The following is a 23997-nucleotide window of genomic DNA, read 5'->3' as shown; positions in this document are numbered from 1 at the left end:
TTCTGTTGGTTATCCCAGGTGGTATTTTATCAGTCCCGCCATCGGATTCTTCAGCACCTTGCCCAGTTCAAATTCGTAGGCATGACAGAGATCGGCCAGTACATCTTTGAATGCAAAGCCTACACTGCCGATAAAGTGGATAGGCATCTTCCAGCTTTCGTTCAGTTTGCAGAGGTGGGTAAAGAAGAAATCGTTCAAGCCGTCTTCAATGATGTTCTCGATCATATAATGGTCTCTGTTCTCTGCGAGAAAGAGCGCAAACGAAGCCAGGTAGCGGTTAGGCAATGGCTTTTTATATACGTTATCGAGAATTTCAGCGGAATTGGTATGGTATTTCTGGTCGAAACGGTAGCGCAGTTCTTCGTCGAATGTGCCGTAGAGATAGTACTGGATCACTTTTTTTCCGAGGTAAGCGCCACTCCCTTCGTCACCGAGTGCGTATCCCAGTCCGGGACTCACTTTCATGATCTTCTTACCATTGTAGAAAGCAGTATTGCTGCCGGTACCGAGAATGCAGGCGATGCCTTTTTCATGTCCGCAGGATGCGCGGGCCACGCCCATCAGATCGTGAGTAACCTCGATCGGTTTGATTCCTTTAAAAACCTTGCTGAGTGCGGCTTTTACAGACTTAACATTTTCGGGATTGCTGCAACCTGTACCATAATAGTAGATGGCTTCGATAGATTCCAGTTCGGCTTTTTTGAAACCGGGGATCAATTCATTGCGAAGAACGCCCTCGATCTGGGCCGTATTCAGAAAATAAGGGCTGATACCCTGCGTAAATACTGTCCTGGTCTTCCTGCCCTTGCCTGCAAGCGCCCATTCTGCCTTTGTTGAACCACTGTCTGCTATCAATATTGCCATAAAACTACTTTTAAAACTACCGGTGTGGAATTAACATTCCTACCATTTAACAACCGTTCAACGAAGGTAAAGCGCGGAATTGAGAATTAATTATGAACTTCGCCCCGAAATTTGGAAAATTTAATATTTAAGAGACCCTTGCATGAAGAAATTACAGGTATGGCTGCCATTGCTCTTTTCGGTGGTATTGATCGTTGGTATGTGGATCGGTTCAGGACTCAGAAAGAATATTCCATTCTCGAAAGGACTGTTTGATACCGCCCGCCCCAGTACCGTTCAGGAAGTGATGGACCTGATCAATATCCGTTATGTGGATTCCGTAAATCAGGACAGCCTCAGCGATGATGCCGTACAGGCCATGCTGGGCCACCTCGATCCGCACTCTCTGTACATCCCCGCAGTGAAACTCGCCGAAGTGAATGAAGATCTCCAGGGAAACTTTGAAGGTATCGGCGTGGAATTCTTCATACTCAACGATACTGTTTTCACCAGCAATGTACTGCCTGGCGGACCGAGCGACAAAGCAGGTCTCCAGACCGGCGATCAGTTCCTCACTGTAAACGATTCTGTAGTTACCGGCAATATCAATGGCGATAAGATCAAGAAATTCCTCCGCGGCCCTGCCGGCTCCAAAGTAAATATCACATTGCTCCGCAACGGAAAGAAAGTGAATACCGTAGTAACCCGCGGCAATATTCCTCTCTTCTCTGTGGATGCTTCTTACATGGTAGACAATACTACCGGTTATATTCATCTCAATAAATTCTCCGGCACCACTTACGAAGAGTTCATGGCTGCAATGGAAGAATTGCAAAAGAATAATTTACAGAAACTGGTACTCGATCTGCGCGACAATGGCGGTGGCATCCTCGGAGAAGCCATCGATATCGCAGACGAATTTCTCGACGATGATAAACTGATCGTATACACGCAGGGAACGCATCAAAAGAAAACCGAGTATCGCTGCAAGCGTCCGGGCCTCTTTGAGAAAGGAGAACTGGTAGTGCTGGTAGATGAGAACTCCGCCTCTGCGAGTGAAGTGCTGGCAGGAGCATTGCAGGATTGGGATCGCGCTACCATCGTAGGCCGCCGCACATTCGGAAAAGGATTGGTGCAGGAACAGTACGAGCTGAACAACGGATCAGCACTGCGTTTAACAGTAGCACGATACTACACTCCACTTGGCCGCAATATCCAAAAACCATACGATCATGGCCGTGCAGCATACAGAAGCGAACTCGACAATCGTTTTGCAAATGGCGAAATGATCCATGGCGATTCAGCCGCTACGCATACCGGCCCTGCTTACAAAACAAAGAAAGGAAGAACTGTGTATGGCGGAGGTGGCATCACTCCTGATGTATTTGTTCCCTTCGATACGGCAGCATTTTCAAAAGAAGCAGTGTCGTTGTTCACTACACAAACATTCAGCAGATTCATTTTCACTAATTACATGCAGCATAAAGACTATTTCAGCAAGTTCAAAACAGCAGCTGAATTAGCGAAAGGATTCGATCCTACGGATGCGTACAATAGTCTGGTTGCTTATGCAGCGAAGAATAATATCAATCTGCAGAATATACCTGCAAGAGATAAGGAAGAATTGATGCAAAGAATTCATGCTTACACTGCCAGACAGATCTGGAGAATGGAAGGATATTATGAAGTGAATAATACCTACGACAAGGAAGTGAAGAAGGCGTTGGACGTGTTGAAGAAATAATCAAAAAGAAATTCAGGAAAGCCGGTACAGGAAATTTGTACCGGCTTTTTTATTTACTAGCTTTGGCAACTTTGTTTTGAACCAGCCCCGACTGATAAACGATCATTAACCCTAAACTTCAGACAAGTGTTTTTGAGAAAAGTTCTATTGCTGCTTATCCTGACAGGATCTGCATGTGTATCCAATGCTCAGTTCAATGGGCAGGCTTCCAACAACTTTCCTACATTCAAATCACCGAATGTAGCGTCAATGATGAAATACCTCGACGTACCTGTGAATCTTTATACGGGTCAGGTTGGAGCCGGTGTTCCATTATATACAGTGCAGGCAGGTGATATCACTATTCCGATTTCATTGAGTTATAGCAACACAGGATTAAAGTTGGCAGATATTCCATCATGGGTAGGGCATGGCTGGGACCTCCAGGTAGGTGGAGTAGTTACCCAGCAGGTAAGAGGGCTGCCAGATGATGATGACTTTGGGATGCTCAGAACCCAGAATGAGCGTTTGAACGCAAAGAAATTCGAAACATTGCCATCATATGAAAAAGGGAATTTTTTTCAATTGGTGGATGAAGTCAGAGCAGATATCCAACATGATGTTTTTTCCTTCTCCTTTCTGGGCCAGGGAGGCACTTTCTATATCGATCAAAATGGGCAATGTGAGCCATTGACCAATAATAATCTGAAGATAAGTTTTACAAGCAATCCAAACGGAGGGCTTATTGAGGCATTTACTATCAAAGATGAAAATGGTTTTGTGTATCTGTTCAATGTAAGAGAAACCACCATCACCGACATCAGAGGGCCAAAGGCATTATCTCAATTCAATGGCTCAAGCTGGTATCTTTCAAAAGTTACTTCACCCAAAGGAAATATAGTAGAATTCACATACACTCAGGGAACCATTACAACTTCTGATCTTTATCAGGCCAGCAGATACTCAGACTGGCAATGCCATTGTCTGGGAGAAGGACTTGTTCAAACTGCCTCAAAAACACAAATCCCGAATTATCTGCTGAACGAAATCAGGTACAACAACAATAAAGTAGTCTTCAAAGCCCAAACATCAAGAGAAGATGTAAGACTGATCCAAACCTACAACGGGCCAGGCATCAACTGGTCAAATGCACTGGATATGCTTGAAGTGTATAATTCAAAAGGCATGCTGATAAAGGCTTTCGACTTCACTTACGATAATAATCCCAGTCGGTTAATGCTTAAGAAGGTACAGGAAAGGAGTATCGGACAGCCGGTAAGCCAGGGGCAATCATATCAATTTGAATATTATGAAGGTTCGTTTCCGATGCCTTCCCTCGATCGCCGGGGTAATTCATTTTTCCAGCAAGATCATTGGGGATACTTCAATGGCTTCTCCAATAGCTCACTCGTACCAGCCTACTCCTATCAAGGTTATCCCGGTACAAATAATTATGATATCCCCGGAGCTGAAAGAAGAGCGGTTCCATCAATGTCTATCGCAGGCATGTTAAAATCAATTCAATACCCAACAGGAGGGAATACAATATTTGAGTATGAACCCAATCAGATAACATACAGTTCTCCTCAACAGGTTCCTTCCTATCTGAAAAGCGGAATACCAGCACCACCCAGGCAATTTCTCTGGCAAAGGAACTACACTGCTTCTCAACAGGAAACAATTGCAATGCCTGAAAATGGGAATATTTACATCACTGAAATATGGGTGTACAACGAATCTGATCCAAAACCATCCATCTCCTATAACGGTCTGTATATTGACCCCCGGAATATTAATGAATTCACAGAGGAACTGTCTCCCGGAGTACTATATGTGGAAAGAAATTATAGAATTGAAAATGTTGTGGCCGGCAATCATGCCATCAACATTGAATCAACCGGAGATAACCAACGACTTGAGTTGACTGTTGAACACGCTACAGTAATTCCCAATGCTCCCGTGATTTTACCAGTCGGTGGTCATAGAATCAAAAAAATGACATTCAACAGCGTTGGGAGTCCTTCATATTTCAAGGAATATTTTTACAACAATTATTTTTGGAGAGGAACACCTGATTACCTGAGTAAACAAGACTATGAGCCGGTACAGGTTTTCGATTGCATAAGAATGTGCGGATCTATTTACACCATATCAAACAGCAATGCATTGAGCACATCTGGTAGTCCGATTAAATACCTGAACGTAACTGAGCGTTATGGTGATCAGGGAAAGGCGGGAGAAATCCGGTATGAATTTGCTCAACCTCAGGTAGAAGAAGTTGACCATTATCCGTACTTCTTTATAGATCTGACAAGGGCCGAGCACGAAGGACAGCTTCTCAGTAAAGGATTTTACGAAAAACTACCAAATGGGGCTTATAGAATAATAAGCAAAGAGTATAAGAACCTTGACTTATCTTACTCTGGGGCTCCCCTAAACACAAATTACAGCTATTCTCTAAAGGATGTTTTTTCTCCTCAAAGAATGTTTCCTGAATTTCCGAACACTTTTGGCTCAGAACACGACACTCAATTATCAACCTGGCTTATTTACTCACAAATCCGACGTTATTCACTCCTGAAATTTTACTCCAGGATTCTTTCTGATGGACAAATACAATATTCCTACATTGGCAACTCAGAAACGCCTGCACAACAACTCACAACCCAGAAGAACTACTTCTATGATGGCGTAAATAAAGTGCTGCCTTCCCGAATAGAAGAGATCAACAGTAAAAACCAAACCAAAATCACCGAGTTGAAATACCCACAGGATCTGAGTTTTACTGATCCTGTACTGGAAGCTGCCAGATTAAAAATGATCCAGCAGAACATGGTTGCAGCTCCACTTCAAACCACAGAAACCATTGCAGGCAACAAAGTGAGTGAAACCAAAACCGAGTTCAAAGAATGGAATGGCGGCCTTCTCCTCCCCGCTTCTGTTTCTACAACCATCGGCAACAGCACCGATGCACAAACTCAACTCTTCATCAACTACGATGCAAAGGGCAACCTGCTCAGTCAGGCTAAAAAAGACAACGTAGAAAGCAACTATATCTGGGACGATGCAGGCATCGAACTCATGGCAGAAATCGTGAACGCAAAGAACAATCAATCAGCCTATACTTCATTCGAGTTGAACAGCGCCGGTAACTGGAACATCGCTTCTGCCATCCGTAATACAACAGAGAGGATCACCGGTACCCGCAGCTACGATCTCATCAACGGTAACCTTAGCCGTAACAATCTCACTTCCGGAAAAACCTATATCATTTCTTACTGGAGTAAAAACCTCTCAGCCCCTTACACCATTGCCGGTGGCACAGCAACTACAAAAACCGGTAAAACCGTTAATGGCTGGAAGTATTACCAACAGGAGGTTACGCTCAACTCAACCAGCCTTTCCATCAGCGGAAGTGGACTGATAGATGAACTGAGATTGTATCCGAAAGATGCCCAGATGAAATCATTCACCAGCGAGCCGCTGATCGGCATCACCAGCATGAGTGATCTCAACGGAAACATCAGTTATTATGAATACGATCAGATGCAAAGATTAAAGCGTGTAAGAGATACCGATGGAAATATTCTGAAGGAATATGATTACAAATATCAGACACCGGTAACACCATAAAAGAGAAGAGGCTGTTTCGCAAATGAAACAGCCTCTTCTCTTTTTCCAAAACCATTATTTTTTCCTGTAGGGCTTCAATGCTTCCACCAGTTCTTCCATATCCTTACTGGTGATTCCGAAATTATCGTCGGTTATCTTCCATACCATTTGCTGAATGAGTGTATAGATCTTCTGATCTTCCGGCTGTTCTTCTGCATTTCCTTCGGGCACAGTGTAGTGGCGTTTCAGACTTAAATCATATCCCTGAAGAAGTTTAATAAGTTTCAGCAGATTGGGGTCATTGCTTACTACAAAAGGCCTGAATGTGCCATCCGCAATAGGGTACATCTCTGCATCGGGATGCGGATTTTCCATGAAAGGATTCGGAAGATTTTCATTGAGGCAAATCACTCCCACATAAATGGTGGTGGTATCATTGGTACCTCCAGGTCCCTGTCCATTCGCAGGAATGGTGATTCTTATCCGATCCATCAGCATTCCGTTCTGATATCTTGCAGATGCTGCACTCAGCATTACCAACGCATCAGGAAGTTCAATCAGTTTATCTCCTTTCGTGCTGTCGTTCACAAAATGTAATGCAACATAAAATGCATTGGCATTGCCATGAAGTCTTTTTAGATCGGGATCGAAACGAAAGTTCGGACGGTCTACCAGTCTAACGCCGGGAGGAAGCACAAATGGAGTTCCGTTTGGTGTGCCGGGAGTAGGCCCTATACCCGGCTGATTGATCGAAGCTTTGATACCATCAGGATAAGGGTTCTCAGTCTCCGACTGTTGCCTGTTCTTTTTGTCGCAAGCTGCAGCCATACAAAGAATGGATGCAGCAAAGAGGATAGAAATTTTCATGCAACAATATTACCAGCAGTGTAGCCTGCATTACGGTCGATTCCGATCAACTGCCCAATGGATCGACGAAGCATAAAAAAACCGGATCAACAACGTTGATCCGGATATGATATTTGAGGCGATGAATGCTTATCGTTCGATCCTGTTGTTCTCTGTATCCTTCTTTTCAATTCTGTAAGAAAGGATGAGTCCAAGACCACCACCGATACCGATCAGCGCGAAGTAAATGGCTGAAAACTCATCTTCATCCTGCACTTTGAATATCCCGGAATGATGCAGCATAAATGCCAGCAGCAATCCTAATCCTGCTCCTACCAGCAGCAATCCCCATTTCAAACTTCTGTGCGGTGCAGCTGAATACGTTTTTGGGTTCATGCCTTTTTCGATCATCGCGAGGTTCTCTCTTTTACTCATGTACACAATTCCGAAAACCATTGCAAAGAAACCAAGGCAGATAAGTATCGGTACTAATATTCCTTCCATAAAACTATTTTTATTAGGTTGTTGTGATTGGGTTCCGGAGGATCTGACGCGGCTTCTTCATCCCAGGTTACAGCTTTTGAAGTTTTTTTTGCCGGCCTCCTTACAACAACTATGACTACCCCTTTCTCCGGGAGGTTACAGGTTTGCTGAAAATAATAAAAAAATTGATCAGGATAAGAATACTACCCATTTCAAATATTTGTACCTTACCTGTAACCTAACAAGCACAACTGTAGTCTAATCCCTTGCGATGAACATTGCAACGACTGATACTGAGATCATTAGCAGGGTACTGCATGGAGAAAACAACCTGTACGCGGCACTGGTGGAAAGATACCGGAACTTCGTGTTCACCATCGCTATGCGGTTCACCCCGCACAGAGAAGATGCAGAGGAAATTGCTCAGGACGTATTTGTGAAAGCCTATCGCAATCTGGCCGATTTCCGTGGAGACTCCAAATTCAGCACCTGGCTGTACACCATCACCAATACAACCTGCATTTCGTTTCTCAGAAAGAAGAAACTGGCTGTACATTCACTGGATCAGGAGCATGTTTTTGAAGTGGCGGACGCACAGAATTCCGACTTCAAAGCCAATCAGGTAGAAGCGAAATCGAGGATGCAGATGGTGAACCAGGCCATTCAGATGCTGAGTCCGGATGATGCAAAGATCATCACCTTCTTCTACAAGGGAGAACAATCACTCGAAGAGATCGGCCGCATCATCGGCCTCGATCCCAACACGGTGAAAGTGAAACTTCACCGGGCCAGACAAAGACTCAGAAACAAAATGGAAGAACATTTTGCAGAAGAAGTAAAGAACATCGCAGACTAAGAACAACATTTGATCATCATTCAAAAAAGGCAGCTATGAACAAGCCTGAAAATATGGAAGAACGTTTGTGGGATTATATCGACGGCCTCAGCAGCGAGGAAGAAAAATCTTTTGTTGCACAGCTGATCGAAACCAATCTTGAATGGAGAAGAAAATACCATGAACTGCTCGATGTACATCAGCTGATGCAACACAATATTGAGCTGGATGAGCCTTCCATGCGGTTTACGCAGAATGTGATGGATCTGGTTGCCAATGAAAAGATCGCACCTGCCGCCAGCAGCTATATAAAAAAATCGGTGATCCGCGTAATCGCCGGATTCTTCATACTAAGCATTACTGCATTAGTAATCTGGATGCTGGCGAATGTGAACTGGTCTGCTCCCAACACAGGCAAATCACTCGATTTACCTAAAGTGGATCTGAACAAATACCTCAGCCCTACTGTGATCAACGGAATGATCATCGCCACTGTAGTAATGGCCCTGATGCTGCTGGATATGACATTGCGTAAAAAACAAAAAAGGAACAGGGAAATGACGGATCATTAACCTGCTCCTTTCTTATAAATCAATTATTGCTTAGTCTTTGAACTTCTTTTTCAGTTCCGCCAGTTTGGCCTGGAAAGGATTCAAAGGCTCTGCTTTTTTAGGCTGTGCCGATTTGTTTCCTCCACCAATGTTCGGCTGTTTTCTTTCGCCGCCGCCGCCGGAAGGCCTGCTGCTACTGCCTTTGCTGGCATCTTTCATCGACAGGCTGATACGCTTGCGCGCAACATCCACTTCAGTTACTGTAACAGTTACTTTCTGATTCAGTTTCACTACCTCATTCGGATCAGAAACATACGTGTTGCTGAGTTGTGAGATATGCACCAGTCCATCCTGCTTTACACCGATGTCTACAAACACACCGAAGTTGGTGATATTGGTTACGATACCAGGCACAACCATATTGGGTTTCACATCTTCGATAGCCTTGATGGTATCATCGAAACGGAACTCTTCTATTGGTGCGCGTGGATCACGACCGGGCTTCTCCAGTTCTTTCAGGATATCGTCGATGGTGAATTCACCGATGGATTCGGAAATGTATTTTTTACGGTCGATCTTCTTGCGGAGATCAGCCTGCTGAATCAGTTCTGCGGGTGATGCCTGCAGATCTTTACTCATCTGCTCCACCACAAAATAACTTTCGGGGTGAACGGAAGAGTTGTCGAGGATATTTTCAGCACCGGGAATGCGTAAGAAACCTGCACACTGCTCGAAAGTTTTGGGGCCCATCAGAGAAACCTTCTTCAGTTCTTCCCGGCTTTTGAATGCACCGTTCTTAGCACGGTATTCAACAATATTTTTGGCGAGTGTGGCGCTCAATCCCGATACATATACCAGCAGGTGTTTGGATGCAGTGTTCACATCAACTCCTACATAGTTCACAGCGCTTTCCACTACTCTGTCGAGTGCGTCTTTGAGTTTGGTTTGGTTTACATCGTGCTGGTATTGTCCAACACCGATTGACTTTGGATCGATCTTCACCAGTTCACTCAGCGGATCGAGCAATCTTCTGCCGATGCTCACTGCACCACGTACGGTAACATCCTGATCGGGGAATTCTTCACGGGCTACTTCCGATGCGGAGTAGATAGATGCACCGCTTTCATTCACCTGAAACACACTCACTGTTTTTCCGAAGTCGATGCTGCGAACCAGTTGCTCTGTTTCACGCCCTGCTGTTCCGTTACCGATGCCGATGGCTTCGATATCATATTTGTCTACGAGATGTTTCAGTTCCGCTACTGCTTTGTTCCAATCGTTCTGCGGAGGATGCGGATAGATTGCAGTGTTGTACACCAGATTACCCTGTGCATCGAGACAAACGAGCTTGCAACCGGTACGGAAGCCGGGATCCAGCGCCAGCACACGTTTTGAACCGAGTGGTGATGCCAGCAGCAACTGACGGAGGTTCTCCGCAAATACATTGATAGCTTCTTCATCGGCTTTGTTCTTGCTGATGAGGCGGAATTCGTTTTCGATGGAAGGTTTCAGCAAACGATCGAGTGAATCTTCCACCGCTTTCTTCACTTCGCCTGCGAGCGGGCTCGATCCTTTTACGAAGATCCTGTTGAGATCGTCAGCAGCAGCCTGCTGATCTATGTTGATATCCATCACCAGATAACCTTCTTTCTCTGCGCGGCGGATGGCCAGGATGCGGTGAGAAGGGCTGTCGGCCAATGGCTCACTGAATTCAAAATAGTCGCGGTATTTCTGTGCTTCTTCTTCCTCTTTTTTGCTGGTGAGCACTTTGGAAGAGAAGGTAGCTGTTTCGTTGAAAAGCTGACGCACTTTGTTACGTGCCTGTTCGTTCTCGGAAACCCATTCTGCAATGATGTCCCGTGCACCCTGCAGGGCTTCTTTGGAATCTTTCACCTGTTCGTTGAGGTATTTCTCCACTTCGGCAGAGAGATCGTCGTTGCCTTGTTCGAATATGAGTTTGGCCAGTGGCTCCAGCCCTTTTTCAATGGCCTGAGTTGCTCTGGTTTTGCGTTTGGGTTTATAAGGAAGATAGAGATCCTCCAGTTCAGTAGCGTCGAAGCAATCGTCGATACGCTGCTTCAGTTCAGGAGAGAGTTTACCAAGGCCATCGATGGTTTTGATCACCGTTTCTTTGCGCTTGTCGAGCTCATTGAAGTAGTTGATCTGTTCAACGATGTTACCGATTGCCACCTCATCCAGATTGTTGGTAGCCTCCTTCCGGTAACGCGCCATGAAGGGAATGGTTGCGCCCTCAGCGTTGAGGTCGAACACATTGTTGATCTGTTTAAGGGTGAGACTCAGTTTCTCCGCAATCTTTTGACTGTACTTAGGTTCCATGATAAATTGATTTTACTGAACGGTCAGGGTAAAAACCACTCCTGAATCGGGGGAGCAAATGTAAGGGTTGAAGTGAAAGAAAAAAGTTTGTTTTAATTAGCTGCTTACCACTTCGGCCAACAATTTATTCACCTTTTGCGGAGCTGTGAGTACCAGCAGATGTCCGGCCTTCGGAATCACATGCGTAGGCTTTGTGAAGCGGCCCGGAAGCACTTCATCCCTTGTTCCGTGAATATGCATCAATGGTTCGGGCAATTGAGTGTTCTTCCAGCTAAGGATGGCATTCATGGCCCATCGGATGAAATTGTTATCGCTGTCGTTGATGATCTCCCAGAGCAGTTTCTTATCCTCTCCTTTTTCTGTGGTGAAGAAGCGTTTGCTTCTGGCCATCATTTTTACAAAACCAATGGGGATGATGCGATGCAGGCCGATAGCTCCTGCCGCTCTGAAATATTTCGGCAAATGGTCGGATAGAGGTATGCTCGAAATAAGAATTGTCTGAACGGGCTGGTATCGTTTAGCGATCTCCGTGGCCAGCATACCACCGAAACTTAGTCCGGCTATCGCAAACGGTTTGCTGGTATCGATTTTTTCGGCCAGCCGCATAGCGTATGCAGCAAGGGTTTCGTTCTTATTGGGGGTTATCCAGTTAAGATGCACCATTTCAACACCTTCGGGTAGTTTGATATGCCTGAATACCCGTTCATCTGCCGCCAGTCCGCTGATAAAATAAACTCTGGAGATTTTCATTACCCAAATTTAATGAAGATGGCGCATTCCTGCCCAGCTTCCCGGCCACCCTAAAACCTTACCTTTGTCCGGAACAGAATCTACTAATATGGATATCAAACAGAACATACTCGAAACGATTGGTAATACGCCATTGATCAAACTCAACAAGATCACCAAACATCTGCCTGCCACCGTGCTGGCCAAGGTTGATTATTTCAACCCCGGCAACTCCATCAAAGACCGGATGGCAGTAAAGATGGTCGAAGTGGCAGAAAAAGAAGGCAAACTGAAACCCGGAGGTACCATCATCGAATGTACCAGCGGCAATACCGGTATGGGCCTTGCACTTGCTGCCTGTGTGAAAGGATATAAATGTATTTTCACTACTACCGATAAGCAGTCCAAAGAAAAGATGGATATCCTCAAAGCTGTAGGCGCAGAAGTAATTGTGTGCCCTACCAATGTTGAGCCCGACGATCCACGTTCGTATTATTCTGTAGCGAGAAAGCTCGCAGCAGAGATCCCCAATTCATTCCTTTGCAATCAATACGATAACCTCGCCAACCGCCAGGCGCATTACGAATCAACCGGACCAGAGATCTGGAAACAGACCGACGGAAAGATCACACACCTCGTATGCACGGCAGGTACCGGCGGAACAGTAACTGGTACTGCGATGTACCTGAAAGAACAAAATCCCAATATCAAGATCTGGGCAATAGATGTATTCGGATCACTGCTCACCAAATATTTCAAAACCGGTGAGATAGATATGAACGAAGTGCATCCATATATCTCGGAAGGCTTCGGCGAAGATTTCGTTCCTGAGAACTACAATATGAAAGTGATCGATCACTTCGAACAGGTAACAGATAAAGATGGTGCGGTAATGGCACGCCGCCTCGCCAAGGAAGAAGGACTCTTCTGCGGATACAGCGCAGGCAGCTGCCTGCAGGGCCTGATGCAACTCGGCAGCCAGCTTACCAAAGATGATGTGGTGGTAGTTATCTTCCACGATCATGGCAGCCGTTACGTTGCAAAGATCTACAACGATCAGTGGATGATGGAACGCGGTTTCCTCGATGTGAAAACTTTCCGCGACATCGTGAGTGGCCGCAATGCCAAACACAAACTGGTAAGCATCGAGCCGTCGCATACTGTTTCTGAAGCAGTGGAACTGATGAAGAAATACGATATCGAACATATTCCCGTGATCAATGGCAATGGCCCTGTGGGTGCTATCAGCGAAAGCGGACTCTTTCAGAAAGTATTCTCCAATCCGGATATCCGCAGCGCAAAGGTGGAAACGGTGATGGAGCCTGCTTTTCCGGTGGTTGATTTCAATGCACCGCTGGAAAAACTGCGCAGCCTGATCAATAAAGACAATGGCGCAGTGCTCGGCAAAGATGATGCGGGCAATTTCCATATTGTTACCAAGTACGACGTAATTCAGGCGCTCGGCAGCTAGCGTTCGGTGTTAATAAAAATGGTAAGCCCCGCAGTTTGAGCTGCGGGGCTTTTAATTATTTCATTAGGATGAACTACTTACTTTCTTTTGAGAAGCGCTTCGGGAAAACCATTTTTTTCGATCATTTTTGCAGCAGCTTCTGCTTTTCTGATAAGAAACGGATCGTTGGTCAAATCTGGCATGGAATTGTTTACCGTTATTTTGGGAGTACAATTCACCTTCGGGCTTTTATCTTTTTCTTCATTAGAAAACATAATACCTCCTTTTTTTCGAAACCGAATTTACGATTATTTTTTAATAACGAGAAAGGCTTCGTAATTGCACCCAGGTTCAAATTCAACCCATTGGTTATCTTTTGAGCCGTACACATCAAACATCGTTTTGATCTCCTTTAGATTGGCGTTGATCCCCATCTGATATAATCTGTTTTTTGCGGGAGTAACTCCTCTTGCGTATACTGGAATGTTCCCATTTTTTTCATTGAAGCTGATTAAAGTGTATGCAACAGTGGCCAGCACTTTATCTCTGTCGCCATTATTCGAAATTGAAGTATCATCCAATAATTCGGTTTCTTCAGTCCAATCGCCAAAACCCAAGTTATATACGGGATCGCCATTAGGCAAACGGGAAAAGGCACGATAGTCAATTCTTTTCTTTATAGTACCATTCTTACCCTGGCTCTCAAAAGAAAAACTATCGAAAGTATCATTGGCTTCAAAGTCGTACTTGTCTAAGAGCATTCGTTAAAGTTTGAATATGCAATGTAATTCCAAACTTTCGATTTATCCCGGTAATGAACAACCGCCATTACATATTTTTAACGGAAAAGGGTATGCGAACTTACAGGTTACACTGTAATCACATACCCTTTTCAATAGACTATCGACAACTATTTAGACTTGTCGGGGAAAGCCGGAATCGGCGGCACACCCTGTTTTCCTTTCTGCTGCAATTGTTTCAGCAATTCATCGATGCCGCGTTTCAGTTGCTGGTCGTTGCCGAGCCATTCCTGATGCGGATCCTGAATCACTTCGATATCCGGATGCACACCCTCTCCTTCGATCACAAACCTGGATCCGTCTGCTGCAAAGGTTGCGAACTCTGGTTTACGGAGATCACCACCATCGATAAACGGCAATGATCCACGAATGCCCACTACTCCACCCCATGTACGCTGCCCAATCAATGGCCCGATCTTATGGAACTGGAAAGTGAACGGAAAGAGATCGCCATCTGATGCAGAGTACTGATCGATGAGACAAACTTTTGGTCCGATCTGCGTTTGCGTGGGGCGCACGCTGCTGAACTTGCCATTGCGGAACATCGTACCCTGACTCACTTCGCGACGAAGCCTTTCGATGATCATCGGAGTTACGTTTCCTCCACCATTGCCACGATCGTCGATGATGAGCGCTTCTTTATCGAGCTGAGGATAGAAGTAACGCGCAAATTGGTTCAACCCTGTTGGTCCCATATCAGGCACATGCAGGTAACCAATGCGTCCACCGGAAGCGGCCGTTACTTTGGCGATATTCTGTTGCACCCACTCGTGATAATAAAGTTGTGATTCATCGGCGATGGGTTTCACGAGATATTTCTTCGCTCCGCTGGCAGATGCAGTGCTGTTTGTCGTAAGCTCTATCACCTGATCAGCCTGACCGAGCAATGCTTCGTAGAGATTGCTCAGCTTGCTGACATCAGTACCGTTGATGGCAATGATGTAATCTCCTTTTTTTACGTTGATGCCTGGCTGACGAAGCGGCGACACCAACGATTTATCCCAGCTCTCTCCGCTGAGAATAGAATCTATTTTGTAGTAACCCGATTTATCGCGAGAGAAACGTGCGCCCAGCATACCTGTTTTGATTCGCTCTACATCCGGACGATCTCCGCTGTTAACGTAAGCATGACCAATATTGAGTTCGCCAATCATTTCACCGATCAGATAAGTGAGATCGTTGCGATGGTTCACGTATGGAAGCAGCTCCGCATAGCGATCGTGCACTTTCTTCCAGTTAACACCATGCATATTCGGATCGTAGAAGTAATCTCGCATCTGGCGCCAGCTCTCATCATACACCTGCGTCCATTCTGCGCGGAGATCGGTGATGAATTTCAGTCCATCGAGATTGAGCTCATTGCGAGCTTCAATTCTCGATGTGCCGAGATCTTCGAGATAGAAATCGCCGCCACGTGAAAACACTATTTTCTTTTTGTTATCGCTGATATCGAATCCTCCGGAAATTCCGAGATCATTTTCTTTTTTGTCTTTAAGGCTATAGAATTTCAGGGAAGGAGCATTGCGTGTTGATCCGGAGGCATAGTAAACACCATCGTTAGTTGCAACCAGCGTTCTGTAATTGCCGGGATTTACAGGAAGACTTTCTATTCTGTCTGCAAGCCCTTCCTCTTCGATAGTTACAACAACCGAGTCGGATGCTTTTTTGCTATCGGAAGCTTTTGATTCTTCTTTGATGCTCACCTCATCGCTTTCCTGCTGAAAAGCAGATTTGCCGGAAGCTGTGAGCCGGACGTAGTATGGTTTGCTCATATCTACGTACGCATGGTTCCATTCTGTTTGGCTGTAAGTGGGATTGAAATCGCGTTGCGAGATAAAATAGAGCAGCTTGCCATCGGGACTGAAACTGGCGCCATTGCTATCGTACCATTCGTCGGTAACGGCAATATCTTTTTTCGTTTCGCGGTTGTACACGCGAACGATATCGCTACCTCTCGACTTTCCGGGCTGTGTGTATGCGATCCATCTGCTGTCAGGCGCCCAGCTGTACTCTGTGATCTCTGCACTTTCGGAGTGAGTGATCAGTGTTTTTGCACCGGATGTTACGTTCACATAATAGAGATCCTGTGCACGGTCGGCAAGCAGCAGCCATTTGCTGTCCGGGCTCCAGACCGGATAGAACTTGTAGCTGCCACCACCTTTGGTGAGCGCTTTGGCTGGTTCTGATCCATCCTGTTTCTGGATGTACAGTTCATCTTCTCCACTGCGATCGCTGATAAAAGAAATCCAGCGCCCATCGGGGCTCCAGGCCACAGAGCGATCGTGCGCTCCACTGCTGCGAGTAAGGTTGCGCGTTACACCATTCTTTTCAGGAACGGTGAACACATCTCCCCTTCCACTGAATACAGCGCGCTTGCCGTCTGGCGCTACGGAGAATGATTCAACGAATTTGGAACCGTCTACCAGCTTAGGTCTTGCAGACAAAAAGTCTTCGGAGAAACTGATGGTCAGTTTTTGTTGCTGACCCGAAGCAAGGTCGTAGAGGTAGATATATCCTCCATTCTCGAATGCGATGGCATTATCTCCCAGTGAAGGGAATTTGCAGTCGTATTCGGTGAAGTTGGTGAGCTTCTTTGTTTGTTTTGTATTGATGTCGTACGCAAAGAGGTTCATGGTATGATCGCGGTCGCTGAGGAAGTACACCGTATTTCCTTTGTACATCGGAAAGATGTCCTGTGCAGGATTATTGGTGAGATTTTCAGAATTGCCGCTCTTTACGTCGTAGAGCCAGATATCATCGGCCATGCCTCCCTTGTAATGTTTCCATGTTCTGAATTCACGGAACACGCGGTTCATGGCCAGTTTGCTTCCATCTTCGTTGTAGCTGGCCCATCCTGCTACGGAGAAGGGCAGTTCTTTGGCCAGATCGCCATTGAGCGGAGCCAGATAGATCTGTCCTTTGAATGGATTGGCCGAGTTGCCGCGATTGCGGAACACCACTTGTTTGTCGTCGGGACTCCAGCCGAGCACCACGTTATTGGGGCCCATGCGATCTGATACATCATCCCGCGTAAGTGTAGCCGAATAGGTGATTCGTTTGGGAACGCCGCCGGAAGCGGGGATGGTGAATACTTCGGTGTTGCCATCGTATTGTCCGGTGAAGGCAATGGTTTTTCCGTCGTGACTGAATTTGGGGAACATTTCGTAACCCGGATGATTGGTGAGCTTGCGGGCTACACCTCCTGAGCGTGCCACGGTGTAGAGGTCACCTGCGTAAGAGAAAACAACTGTGTTGCCACTAACAGCAGGAAAGCGCAGCAGTCGTGCTTCCTGGGCGCCCACAGCAGCAGAGATGGTACATAGGCATCCTGCGAGCAGTAAATTTTTCATGTGATGTGATTAATCCGTTTTGGAATGAAGATGCGTTTGCCGGAGAGCTGGCATCCTGTAGAGATCGTTGGGTAAAATAAAGCATTTTCCGGCAAGGCTCTGCATGCAGGCAAAACTTGTCACTTGAATGTTCAAACTGCTGATTTTGGCCACTTTTTGTACCCCTGTGGGTTTCTTTTTTCGCACTCATATAGAATAATTTTGATGTTCCAGCGTTGTGGGAAATGTCGATCGCGTAAATGCTTATGATAAAATTTTACCTCTGAACCATGAAGAACCCTGTTTTTGCATCCGTATCCGCGGCATTGATGTTGTGCGTGCTGGTTTGTACTGCCACAGCCCAACCTCTTAATGTACTTGCTGCCACCTCCTTCTCCAATAACAGAACAGTTGCAACCGGCTTACTGCTTCACGACATTGAAGTGGAGTGGGTACATGCCACACATGGCACGCAAAATAAACTCTGGAATACAGAGCAGACCCTCAGTGCCAAAATCAGGAACGCAGGAACGCAGGTGCAGAATAATATTCCTGTATCGCTTTCCATCACAGGAGGCAATACGCAATCGGATTCAAAGGCCATCCCTTCGCTGGCACCTGGACAAACAACCACGGTAACTTTTATACTTCCCGTACAGGATCAGGGAACTCAAACCATCAAGGTATCTGTTCCCATCGATGAAAACGAAAGCAATAACAGCAAAAGCATTACCCAGCATATCAGCTGCGACAGAATCAGCTATGCCGTGAACGACAACATAAATATGGCCGTGGGTTCGGGCAGCGGGCCAGGAATTGTGGCAGTGGCATTTCCGGTGCCGGAAGTGCCGATACAGGTAAACGGCGTTACGGTGAAACTGAGCAACGACGCATCGAGTATTGGGAAAAGCATTACCAGTGTGCTTTTCGATCATAGCGGCAATATCTTTACGCAATCGGATCCGCTGGTGATACAGGCAGCCATGCTGGGAACAGAGATTGAAATTCCTTTTACGGCACCTGCCACTTTTGTGCCCGGCGACAATCTGTTTCTGTCGGGTATTTCCATCAATGCAAGCGGGCATTCCCCATTGGCCAGCGCCAATGCAACTGTTGTAGATCCTGCACTGGTATACACCAGCGATATCAATGCCGGCAATCAGCAACAAAGGACCGATCTCGGCATTCCCGCAATCGGATTGATGATGACTATGCGATCGGACTTCAGCAGCACAGCAGACGCCAATATGATGGCCGGAACACCGGTAATGTTCTTCGCTTCATCAGAATTCGACAGCTATACTTTCTATGTGAATAATACAGGCAAACAACATGATGCATCACCTTACTTTACCTACTTCCCCAATAATGGCGATAACGTTACAGTTGCAGTAGAAAAAAATGGTTGCATCATCACAGTGCCGGCCCCTCTTACGATGACAGTACGCAGCATTGCGCCTTCGGCATCCAATGTGTTGTATGTAAAGAAAGATCATCCGAGCCCCGGAGATGGCAGCAGCTGGGGCAATGCCCTGAATGAGCTGGCCGATGCACTGCGCTGGGCAAAGGCCAGAGAAGCTGACTGGACCACCGCCAATCCTCTAAAAATATATGTGGCGGCAGGAGAATACAAACCACTCTATCATGCGCCCGATGAATATTTCGGAATGGATGGCGGCCCCAACAACGCTTTCAGAATGGTGAAGAATGTACAGATCTATGGCGGATTTGAGGGCACGGAAGGTTCGCATACCAATCGCAACCTCGGCATACCAGCCAATGAGACAATACTCAACGGCGATCACAGTAACGACGATATGATATCTGGCAATGCAGGCACACTCACTATCTCTAACAATATGGAGAATGCCCTTCACGTAGTGATCTCTTCCGGAGACGCAGGCAATGCACTGCTCGATGGATTTACCATCACTGGTGGCGGCGGAACCATGAATGCCGGTGAATTTGAAATGATCGGCGGCAATCCCGTTTGGGTAAAAAACGGAGGTGGCATTTACATAACCGGATCATCTCCGAAACTCAGCAATCTGATCATAACCGGTAACAGTGCATCGCTCAATGGTGCGGGGATGTATATAGATGGATCGACGGCCTCCATCACCAATGTTCTTTTCACCAGAAACTATTCCAAAGCATCAGGCGGAGCCATATTTGCAGCACAAGATGGCAATCCCATCTTTACCAACGTTACAATCGCGAACAACCGCGCTGTTAGTTCGGGTGGCGCATTGAGCATTGCATCGGCTTCACCTGAGATACGCAACACTATCATTTACGGCAACAGCAGCACACTCGCAAACAGCAGTGGTACATTCCGCATCAAATACAGTTATGTTGAAGGAGCCGCAGCTGATATTCCGAATAATAATCCCAGTGGCACACTCACTCCTTTGTTCACTGATGCTGCCAATGGTGATTATTCGCTTACTCCGCAAAGCCCATTACTCAACATAGGCAACAATCAGTATTTCCAGGCAGGACAAACACCAGATCTGTCTGATATCACACATGATCTTGCTTCCAACCTCCGCATCCGCGATGGCATTATCGATCTCGGCGTATACGAAACGCGTCCATCGCTGGCGCTGCTTCAGCATCCGGGCAATGTGGATGCCTGCAAGGACGACAATGTTAACTTTGATGTGATTGCTACAGCCAATGTTCCGATCACCTATCAATGGCAGCGCAGCACCGATGGAAATGTCTGGGAAGATATTGCCAATGCAAAACAGTCCGGTTACTCACTGAAAGCGCTCAGCAAATTATTGCTCCGTTGTGTGGTAAGTGCGGGTGCCAGCAGTGTTACATCATCTCCTGCCATACTGAGCATCAGAGAAGTGCCGGTTCCTGCATTCAATATGGCAGATCAGGTATGCCTCGAAAACACAGAGCTGAAGCTTGTTGCATTGCCTTCCGGCGGTGTATTCTCCGGCAATGGCGTTACCGAAGATACCTGGAGCCTCAAAACTTTGTTGCCCGGAGCGCAGACTATCAGTTACACCTATACGGCCGCCAATGGATGTATCGGCAGCACTGCCAAGACTTTCATACTGCAATATTGTGGTCAACCCGGACCCATCAAATCATTCCAGCTTGGCCCCAACCCAACCGCCGGTGAGGTTAAAGTGAAGCTGTTGCTGGGAGAAGATCTGTCGCCATTCAGCAGCTACATCATCACCGATGTACATGGAAAAGAATTGCAGAAAAGGCATTTCACGTTTCTGAAAGGATGGACCGAATTCAGCATCGATTTAAGTCATTACCAAAATGGTGTGTACTTCCTGAGCATTTACAATGCCGGTAAGAAACCGATCATAACAAAGAAGATAGTGAAGCGATAGGATATCACTGTCTCAATAGTGAAAACGCCTGTGAGTAACTCACAGGCGTTTTTATTTGCGGGCAATTTTACGCGGCTGCGTGTAAATACTCAGACTGCACCTCATGCATATACGTGTATACACTTAAAAACAAAGAGGCTGCCCTCGGAAGGCAACCTCTTTTAAACCGGCCTGTAATCTTTTAGAGCCCTGAATACTTTTCTACGGAACAGGGTTATGGAACCAAAAAGGGAAAATGCACATGCAAATGCAGGCGTTCACAAGATGAAAAAGCCCGTTCGCAACATGAAGTTTATTCGATCAACGGACAGTAAATAGCGATTAAAGTACCCAAAAGGAGGACAGGTAAAAACGCATTTTCCCGTTACGTAACCTTGTGTTAATAACCCAAACGCATATATGAAAGCGCTTATACATTTGATACAGATCAATCAAAACCCGCTAAAACAGGGCATTTCAGGTAATTCTACGATGCGTGCATACAAAGAATACGAGATGATGGGTTGAAACACTACGATAACAGCAGTAAATGCCGAACATTTTAAATCGAGTTGTTCTGCTCTTGCGAACCAAGGTCTCCGGCAGTACTTTTGTTTCAGAAGTTGATTGATAACTAAATCAATCAGTCCAATATCCGAAAATAACCTGTGTACTAAATCCAATATCCAGGAGAATCCAAAAAATCCAGTATCAGTCAACTTCTTTTTTCTTTTTAAAAATCCAAAGTCCGATCCGATATCCGGAAAACTGTTCAAAGAGTTCAATAGTCCAAAATCCAAATGATCAAACCGTGTCCAAAGTCCTTGATCAACCAATGTCCAATTATCCGTAGAAAAGACCATTGTCCAGATCCGATGAACAAACCAATCCAAGTCCAACGTCCGTGAAGAACGTCCAATTGATCCTTGATTAACCGTCCGAAGTAAAATCCAACGTCCGAAAGAAACCGTCAAGTTCAAATCCTGTGTGTTAAGAACCGTCTGCTTTAACTCCAATACCCTCCTGCAAAACAATCCTTATTCTTTTGCAGGAGGACAGCAGCGGTACCAACGACATCCTTTAACCCTGTTGCTCCCTCTAACGCAGGGGAGGGCAATTACTCAACAGGCCTGTAATCCAACCTCCGCATTTATTTATTCTTCGTGCTTCATCCTTTCTTAATTTGCATGAAATTCATGCATGCCATTATTCACTGACCAAACCGGCAGAGCGCTCGAAATAGCGGTTCCTCCGAAACGGATCATATCACTGGTTCCTTCGCAGACTGAGTTGCTGTATCATCTTGGGCTCGACGAGCAGGTGGCAGGCATCACCAAATTCTGTGTTCATCCTCCCGAATGGTTCCGCAGCAAAACACGCGTAGGCGGCACAAAAGCCATCAAACCGGAAATTATTCAGCAGCTTCAACCCGATCTCATCATTGCCAATAAAGAAGAAAATGTACGGGAACAGGTGCTGGAACTGGCAGCGCAGTATCCCGTTTGGGTAAGCGATATTCATGATCTTGATACTTCGCTGGATATGATCCGCCGCGTAGGTGAAATCACTTTCCGAACCGAACAGGCCAATGCGATAGCAGACAGCATTGCTGCGGGTTTCGATGAGCTGGCAAAGCAACCGGATGCACCGCCCATTCCCGCTGCGTATCTCATCTGGCGCAATCCCTGGATGACGGTGGGTGGCGATACCTTCATCAGCAATATGCTGGCCCGCTGTGGCCTCACTAACGTTTTTGGGCAATCGAAAAGATATCCTGCCGTGAGCATCGAAGAGCTGCAATCGTCTCAATGCAAACTGCTGCTGCTCTCTTCGGAGCCCTACCCTTTTAAGCAGCAGCATATCGACGAACTGCAATCGCATCTTCCCGATACGCGCATTCTGCTGGTAGATGGGGAAATGTTCAGCTGGTATGGCAGCCGCCTTCAGTATGCTCCGGAATATTTCAGGCAATTGCCGTTACAGGGTTTTTCGTAATTTAGTTGGGCATGTCTGTTATCAACGATATAGATCCGGCGCTGAATGAGCCGAACAAGCCATCGCGCAAGAAGCCGATGTTCCCTGTTCAGGATGGTCTGCGCGGTTACCTCAAGCTTCATGGCCGCGAAGTAAAGCTGCCAGTGTCTTACAGAGACCTGTTGCATTTTACCTATTCCATTCCGCTGATGGATAAACATGGTAAAGACACTTACTGGCAAACAGTGGTGTATGATATGAAGGAGTTTGAATTCATCCGGGAAGGACTGGTACGCATGTATGCCATCCTCAAAACAGAAGGCGATCTTACTTTCACCAAACACCTCGATGTATCGCGGATCGACTATTGCAGTTTCGGCAATTCGAATCCTTTCCGCATCCGCATCGTAAACAAGTTCAACGACAACTACGATCACTACTATATCAAAATAGCCGATGCTTCGCGCATATACGGTCTGGAGCTCGAACATCTGCTCTCTCCCAACCGCATTACCTATCTCACGCATCTCAATACATTGGTGGAAGAACATATTCCTGGCATCCCCGGTGATGTATTCATAGAGAAACACCTCAATGAGCCCAGCACCAATAAGATCAGGCTTGCAAAAGAGTTCGTGAAATTCAATGAACGCTGCTTTGTGCGGCTGCTCGGAGATATGCGATCCTATAATTTCGTGATCGATATTACGCCCGATATCGAAGACTTTCAGTATCGCATACGCGCTATCGATTTCGATCAGCAGTCTTATGAGGGAAGAAAGAATCTTTACCTGCCGCAGTTCTTCAAAGAGAACCGGGAGATGGTGGAACTCTGCACCAAGCTGCTCAACAAAGACAGTGTTGAACAGTACCAGACGGAAGAAAGAACCATGATGGCATTCCGCGTGGCGAGCACCAGATTCAGGTTAATGGAACTGCTGAACCTCATGGCGAAGGATAAGATCTCTACCGAGGAAAAGCTCACTCAGCTGAAAACCGAACTGGGAGAGTATTTCAAGAGCGCTGCTTTCTTCAAATGCAAGTCTATGGGGCAGTTGGTGAAACGTCAGCTGAAGCAGACTCTGCAGAAGAATCTGGCATTGATTCAAAAGAACCTGGGCAAGTTTGAAGATTGATGTACTCT

At 46.1% G+C, this 23997-nt stretch carries 16 protein-coding genes; 8 read left to right on the top strand and 8 right to left on the bottom strand.

Annotated features, from left to right (window positions below):
* Nucleotides 1-9 precede the first annotated feature (9 nt).
* Nucleotides 10-864, bottom strand: a complete 855-nt coding sequence (locus HHL16_RS20270; protein WP_169427162.1) for an N-acetylglucosamine kinase — start codon at nucleotides 862-864, stop codon at nucleotides 10-12.
* 142 nt (nucleotides 865-1006) lie between these two features.
* On the opposite strand from HHL16_RS20270, the gene HHL16_RS20265 reads away from it, so the two are divergent.
* Both HHL16_RS20265 and HHL16_RS20260 read left to right on the top strand, forming a co-directional pair.
* Nucleotides 1007-2587 carry a S41 family peptidase gene (locus HHL16_RS20265; protein ID WP_169427161.1) on the top strand — a complete coding sequence of 527 codons (1581 nt, stop codon included), beginning with the start codon at nucleotides 1007-1009 and terminating at the stop codon, nucleotides 2585-2587.
* 132 nt (nucleotides 2588-2719) lie between these two features.
* Entirely contained in the window at nucleotides 2720-6199 is a 3480-nt protein-coding gene (locus HHL16_RS20260) for a hypothetical protein (protein WP_169427160.1), read from the top strand.
* A gap of 54 nt (nucleotides 6200-6253) precedes the next feature.
* Here HHL16_RS20260 and HHL16_RS20255 read toward each other — a convergent pair whose 3' ends face one another.
* Together HHL16_RS20255 and HHL16_RS20250 are read right to left on the bottom strand one after the other, a co-directional pair.
* A complete protein-coding gene (locus HHL16_RS20255; protein WP_169427159.1) occupies nucleotides 6254-7045 on the bottom strand; it encodes a hypothetical protein in 792 nt (263 codons plus the stop codon).
* 129 nt (nucleotides 7046-7174) lie between these two features.
* Nucleotides 7175-7528, bottom strand: coding sequence for a DUF6249 domain-containing protein (locus HHL16_RS20250; RefSeq protein ID WP_169427158.1), 354 nt, complete (start codon nucleotides 7526-7528; stop codon nucleotides 7175-7177).
* A 250-nt stretch (nucleotides 7529-7778) separates the two neighbouring features.
* Between HHL16_RS20250 and HHL16_RS20245 the strand changes: the two genes are divergently transcribed.
* Entirely contained in the window at nucleotides 7779-8363 is a 585-nt protein-coding gene (locus HHL16_RS20245; protein WP_169427157.1) for a sigma-70 family RNA polymerase sigma factor, read from the top strand.
* A 35-nt stretch (nucleotides 8364-8398) separates the two neighbouring features.
* Nucleotides 8399-8914, top strand: a complete 516-nt coding sequence (locus HHL16_RS20240; protein ID WP_169427156.1) for a hypothetical protein — start codon at nucleotides 8399-8401, stop codon at nucleotides 8912-8914.
* A 30-nt stretch (nucleotides 8915-8944) separates the two neighbouring features.
* Here HHL16_RS20240 and HHL16_RS20235 read toward each other — a convergent pair whose 3' ends face one another.
* Both HHL16_RS20235 and HHL16_RS20230 read right to left on the bottom strand, forming a co-directional pair.
* A complete protein-coding gene (locus HHL16_RS20235; protein WP_169427155.1) occupies nucleotides 8945-11230 on the bottom strand; it encodes a Tex family protein in 2286 nt (761 codons plus the stop codon).
* A gap of 96 nt (nucleotides 11231-11326) precedes the next feature.
* Nucleotides 11327-11980 (bottom strand): alpha/beta hydrolase, encoded by a 654-nt coding sequence (locus HHL16_RS20230; RefSeq protein ID WP_169427154.1) that lies wholly within the window; start codon nucleotides 11978-11980, stop codon nucleotides 11327-11329.
* An 88-nt stretch (nucleotides 11981-12068) separates the two neighbouring features.
* Between HHL16_RS20230 and HHL16_RS20225 the strand changes: the two genes are divergently transcribed.
* Complete coding sequence (locus HHL16_RS20225) at nucleotides 12069-13430, top strand: pyridoxal-phosphate dependent enzyme (RefSeq protein ID WP_169427153.1); 1362 nt, start codon at nucleotides 12069-12071, stop codon at nucleotides 13428-13430.
* A 287-nt stretch (nucleotides 13431-13717) separates the two neighbouring features.
* On the opposite strand, the gene HHL16_RS20220 is transcribed toward HHL16_RS20225, so the two are convergent.
* Entirely contained in the window at nucleotides 13718-14170 is a 453-nt protein-coding gene (locus HHL16_RS20220) for a hypothetical protein (protein WP_169427152.1), read from the bottom strand.
* Between the two features lie 149 nt (nucleotides 14171-14319).
* Complete coding sequence (locus tag HHL16_RS20215) at nucleotides 14320-17559, bottom strand: S41 family peptidase (RefSeq protein WP_169427151.1); 3240 nt, start codon at nucleotides 17557-17559, stop codon at nucleotides 14320-14322.
* 269 nt (nucleotides 17560-17828) lie between these two features.
* On the opposite strand from HHL16_RS20215, the gene HHL16_RS20210 reads away from it, so the two are divergent.
* Nucleotides 17829-20900, top strand: a complete 3072-nt coding sequence (locus HHL16_RS20210; RefSeq protein ID WP_169427150.1) for a CARDB domain-containing protein — start codon at nucleotides 17829-17831, stop codon at nucleotides 20898-20900.
* 431 nt (nucleotides 20901-21331) lie between these two features.
* On the opposite strand, the gene HHL16_RS24870 is transcribed toward HHL16_RS20210, so the two are convergent.
* Nucleotides 21332-21859 (bottom strand): hypothetical protein, encoded by a 528-nt coding sequence (locus HHL16_RS24870; protein WP_206022511.1) that lies wholly within the window; start codon nucleotides 21857-21859, stop codon nucleotides 21332-21334.
* Nucleotides 21860-22079: 220 nt separating this feature from the next.
* Here HHL16_RS24870 and HHL16_RS20205 point away from each other — a divergent pair, with 220 nt between their 5' ends.
* Nucleotides 22080-22874, top strand: coding sequence for a helical backbone metal receptor (locus HHL16_RS20205; RefSeq protein WP_169427149.1), 795 nt, complete (start codon nucleotides 22080-22082; stop codon nucleotides 22872-22874).
* 11 nt (nucleotides 22875-22885) lie between these two features.
* Nucleotides 22886-23989 (top strand): hypothetical protein, encoded by a 1104-nt coding sequence (locus HHL16_RS20200; protein WP_169427148.1) that lies wholly within the window; start codon nucleotides 22886-22888, stop codon nucleotides 23987-23989.
* Nucleotides 23990-23997 lie beyond the last annotated feature (8 nt).

Source organism: Pseudoflavitalea sp. G-6-1-2 (assembly GCF_012927185.1).
Lineage (GTDB): Bacteria > Bacteroidota > Bacteroidia > Chitinophagales > Chitinophagaceae > Pseudobacter.
The sequence above is the reverse complement of the archived record's forward strand: the minus strand, read 5'-3'. Positions and strand labels throughout refer to the sequence as shown.

Coding starts and splice junctions, on each gene's coding strand:
- HHL16_RS20250 (WP_169427158.1), bottom strand. CDS start 7,528: ATGGAAGGAATATTAGTACCGATACTTATCTGCCTTGGTTTCTTTGCA.
- HHL16_RS20235 (WP_169427155.1), bottom strand. CDS start 11,230: ATGGAACCTAAGTACAGTCAAAAGATTGCGGAGAAACTGAGTCTCACC.
- HHL16_RS20215 (WP_169427151.1), bottom strand. CDS start 17,559: ATGAAAAATTTACTGCTCGCAGGATGCCTATGTACCATCTCTGCTGCT.
- HHL16_RS20245 (WP_169427157.1), top strand. CDS start 7,779: ATGAACATTGCAACGACTGATACTGAGATCATTAGCAGGGTACTGCAT.
- HHL16_RS20240 (WP_169427156.1), top strand. CDS start 8,399: ATGAACAAGCCTGAAAATATGGAAGAACGTTTGTGGGATTATATCGAC.
- HHL16_RS20220 (WP_169427152.1), bottom strand. CDS start 14,170: ATGCTCTTAGACAAGTACGACTTTGAAGCCAATGATACTTTCGATAGT.
- HHL16_RS20255 (WP_169427159.1), bottom strand. CDS start 7,045: ATGAAAATTTCTATCCTCTTTGCTGCATCCATTCTTTGTATGGCTGCA.
- HHL16_RS20225 (WP_169427153.1), top strand. CDS start 12,069: ATGGATATCAAACAGAACATACTCGAAACGATTGGTAATACGCCATTG.
- HHL16_RS20270 (WP_169427162.1), bottom strand. CDS start 864: ATGGCAATATTGATAGCAGACAGTGGTTCAACAAAGGCAGAATGGGCG.
- HHL16_RS20205 (WP_169427149.1), top strand. CDS start 22,080: ATGCCATTATTCACTGACCAAACCGGCAGAGCGCTCGAAATAGCGGTT.
- HHL16_RS20210 (WP_169427150.1), top strand. CDS start 17,829: ATGAAGAACCCTGTTTTTGCATCCGTATCCGCGGCATTGATGTTGTGC.
- HHL16_RS20200 (WP_169427148.1), top strand. CDS start 22,886: ATGTCTGTTATCAACGATATAGATCCGGCGCTGAATGAGCCGAACAAG.
- HHL16_RS20230 (WP_169427154.1), bottom strand. CDS start 11,980: ATGAAAATCTCCAGAGTTTATTTTATCAGCGGACTGGCGGCAGATGAA.
- HHL16_RS20265 (WP_169427161.1), top strand. CDS start 1,007: ATGAAGAAATTACAGGTATGGCTGCCATTGCTCTTTTCGGTGGTATTG.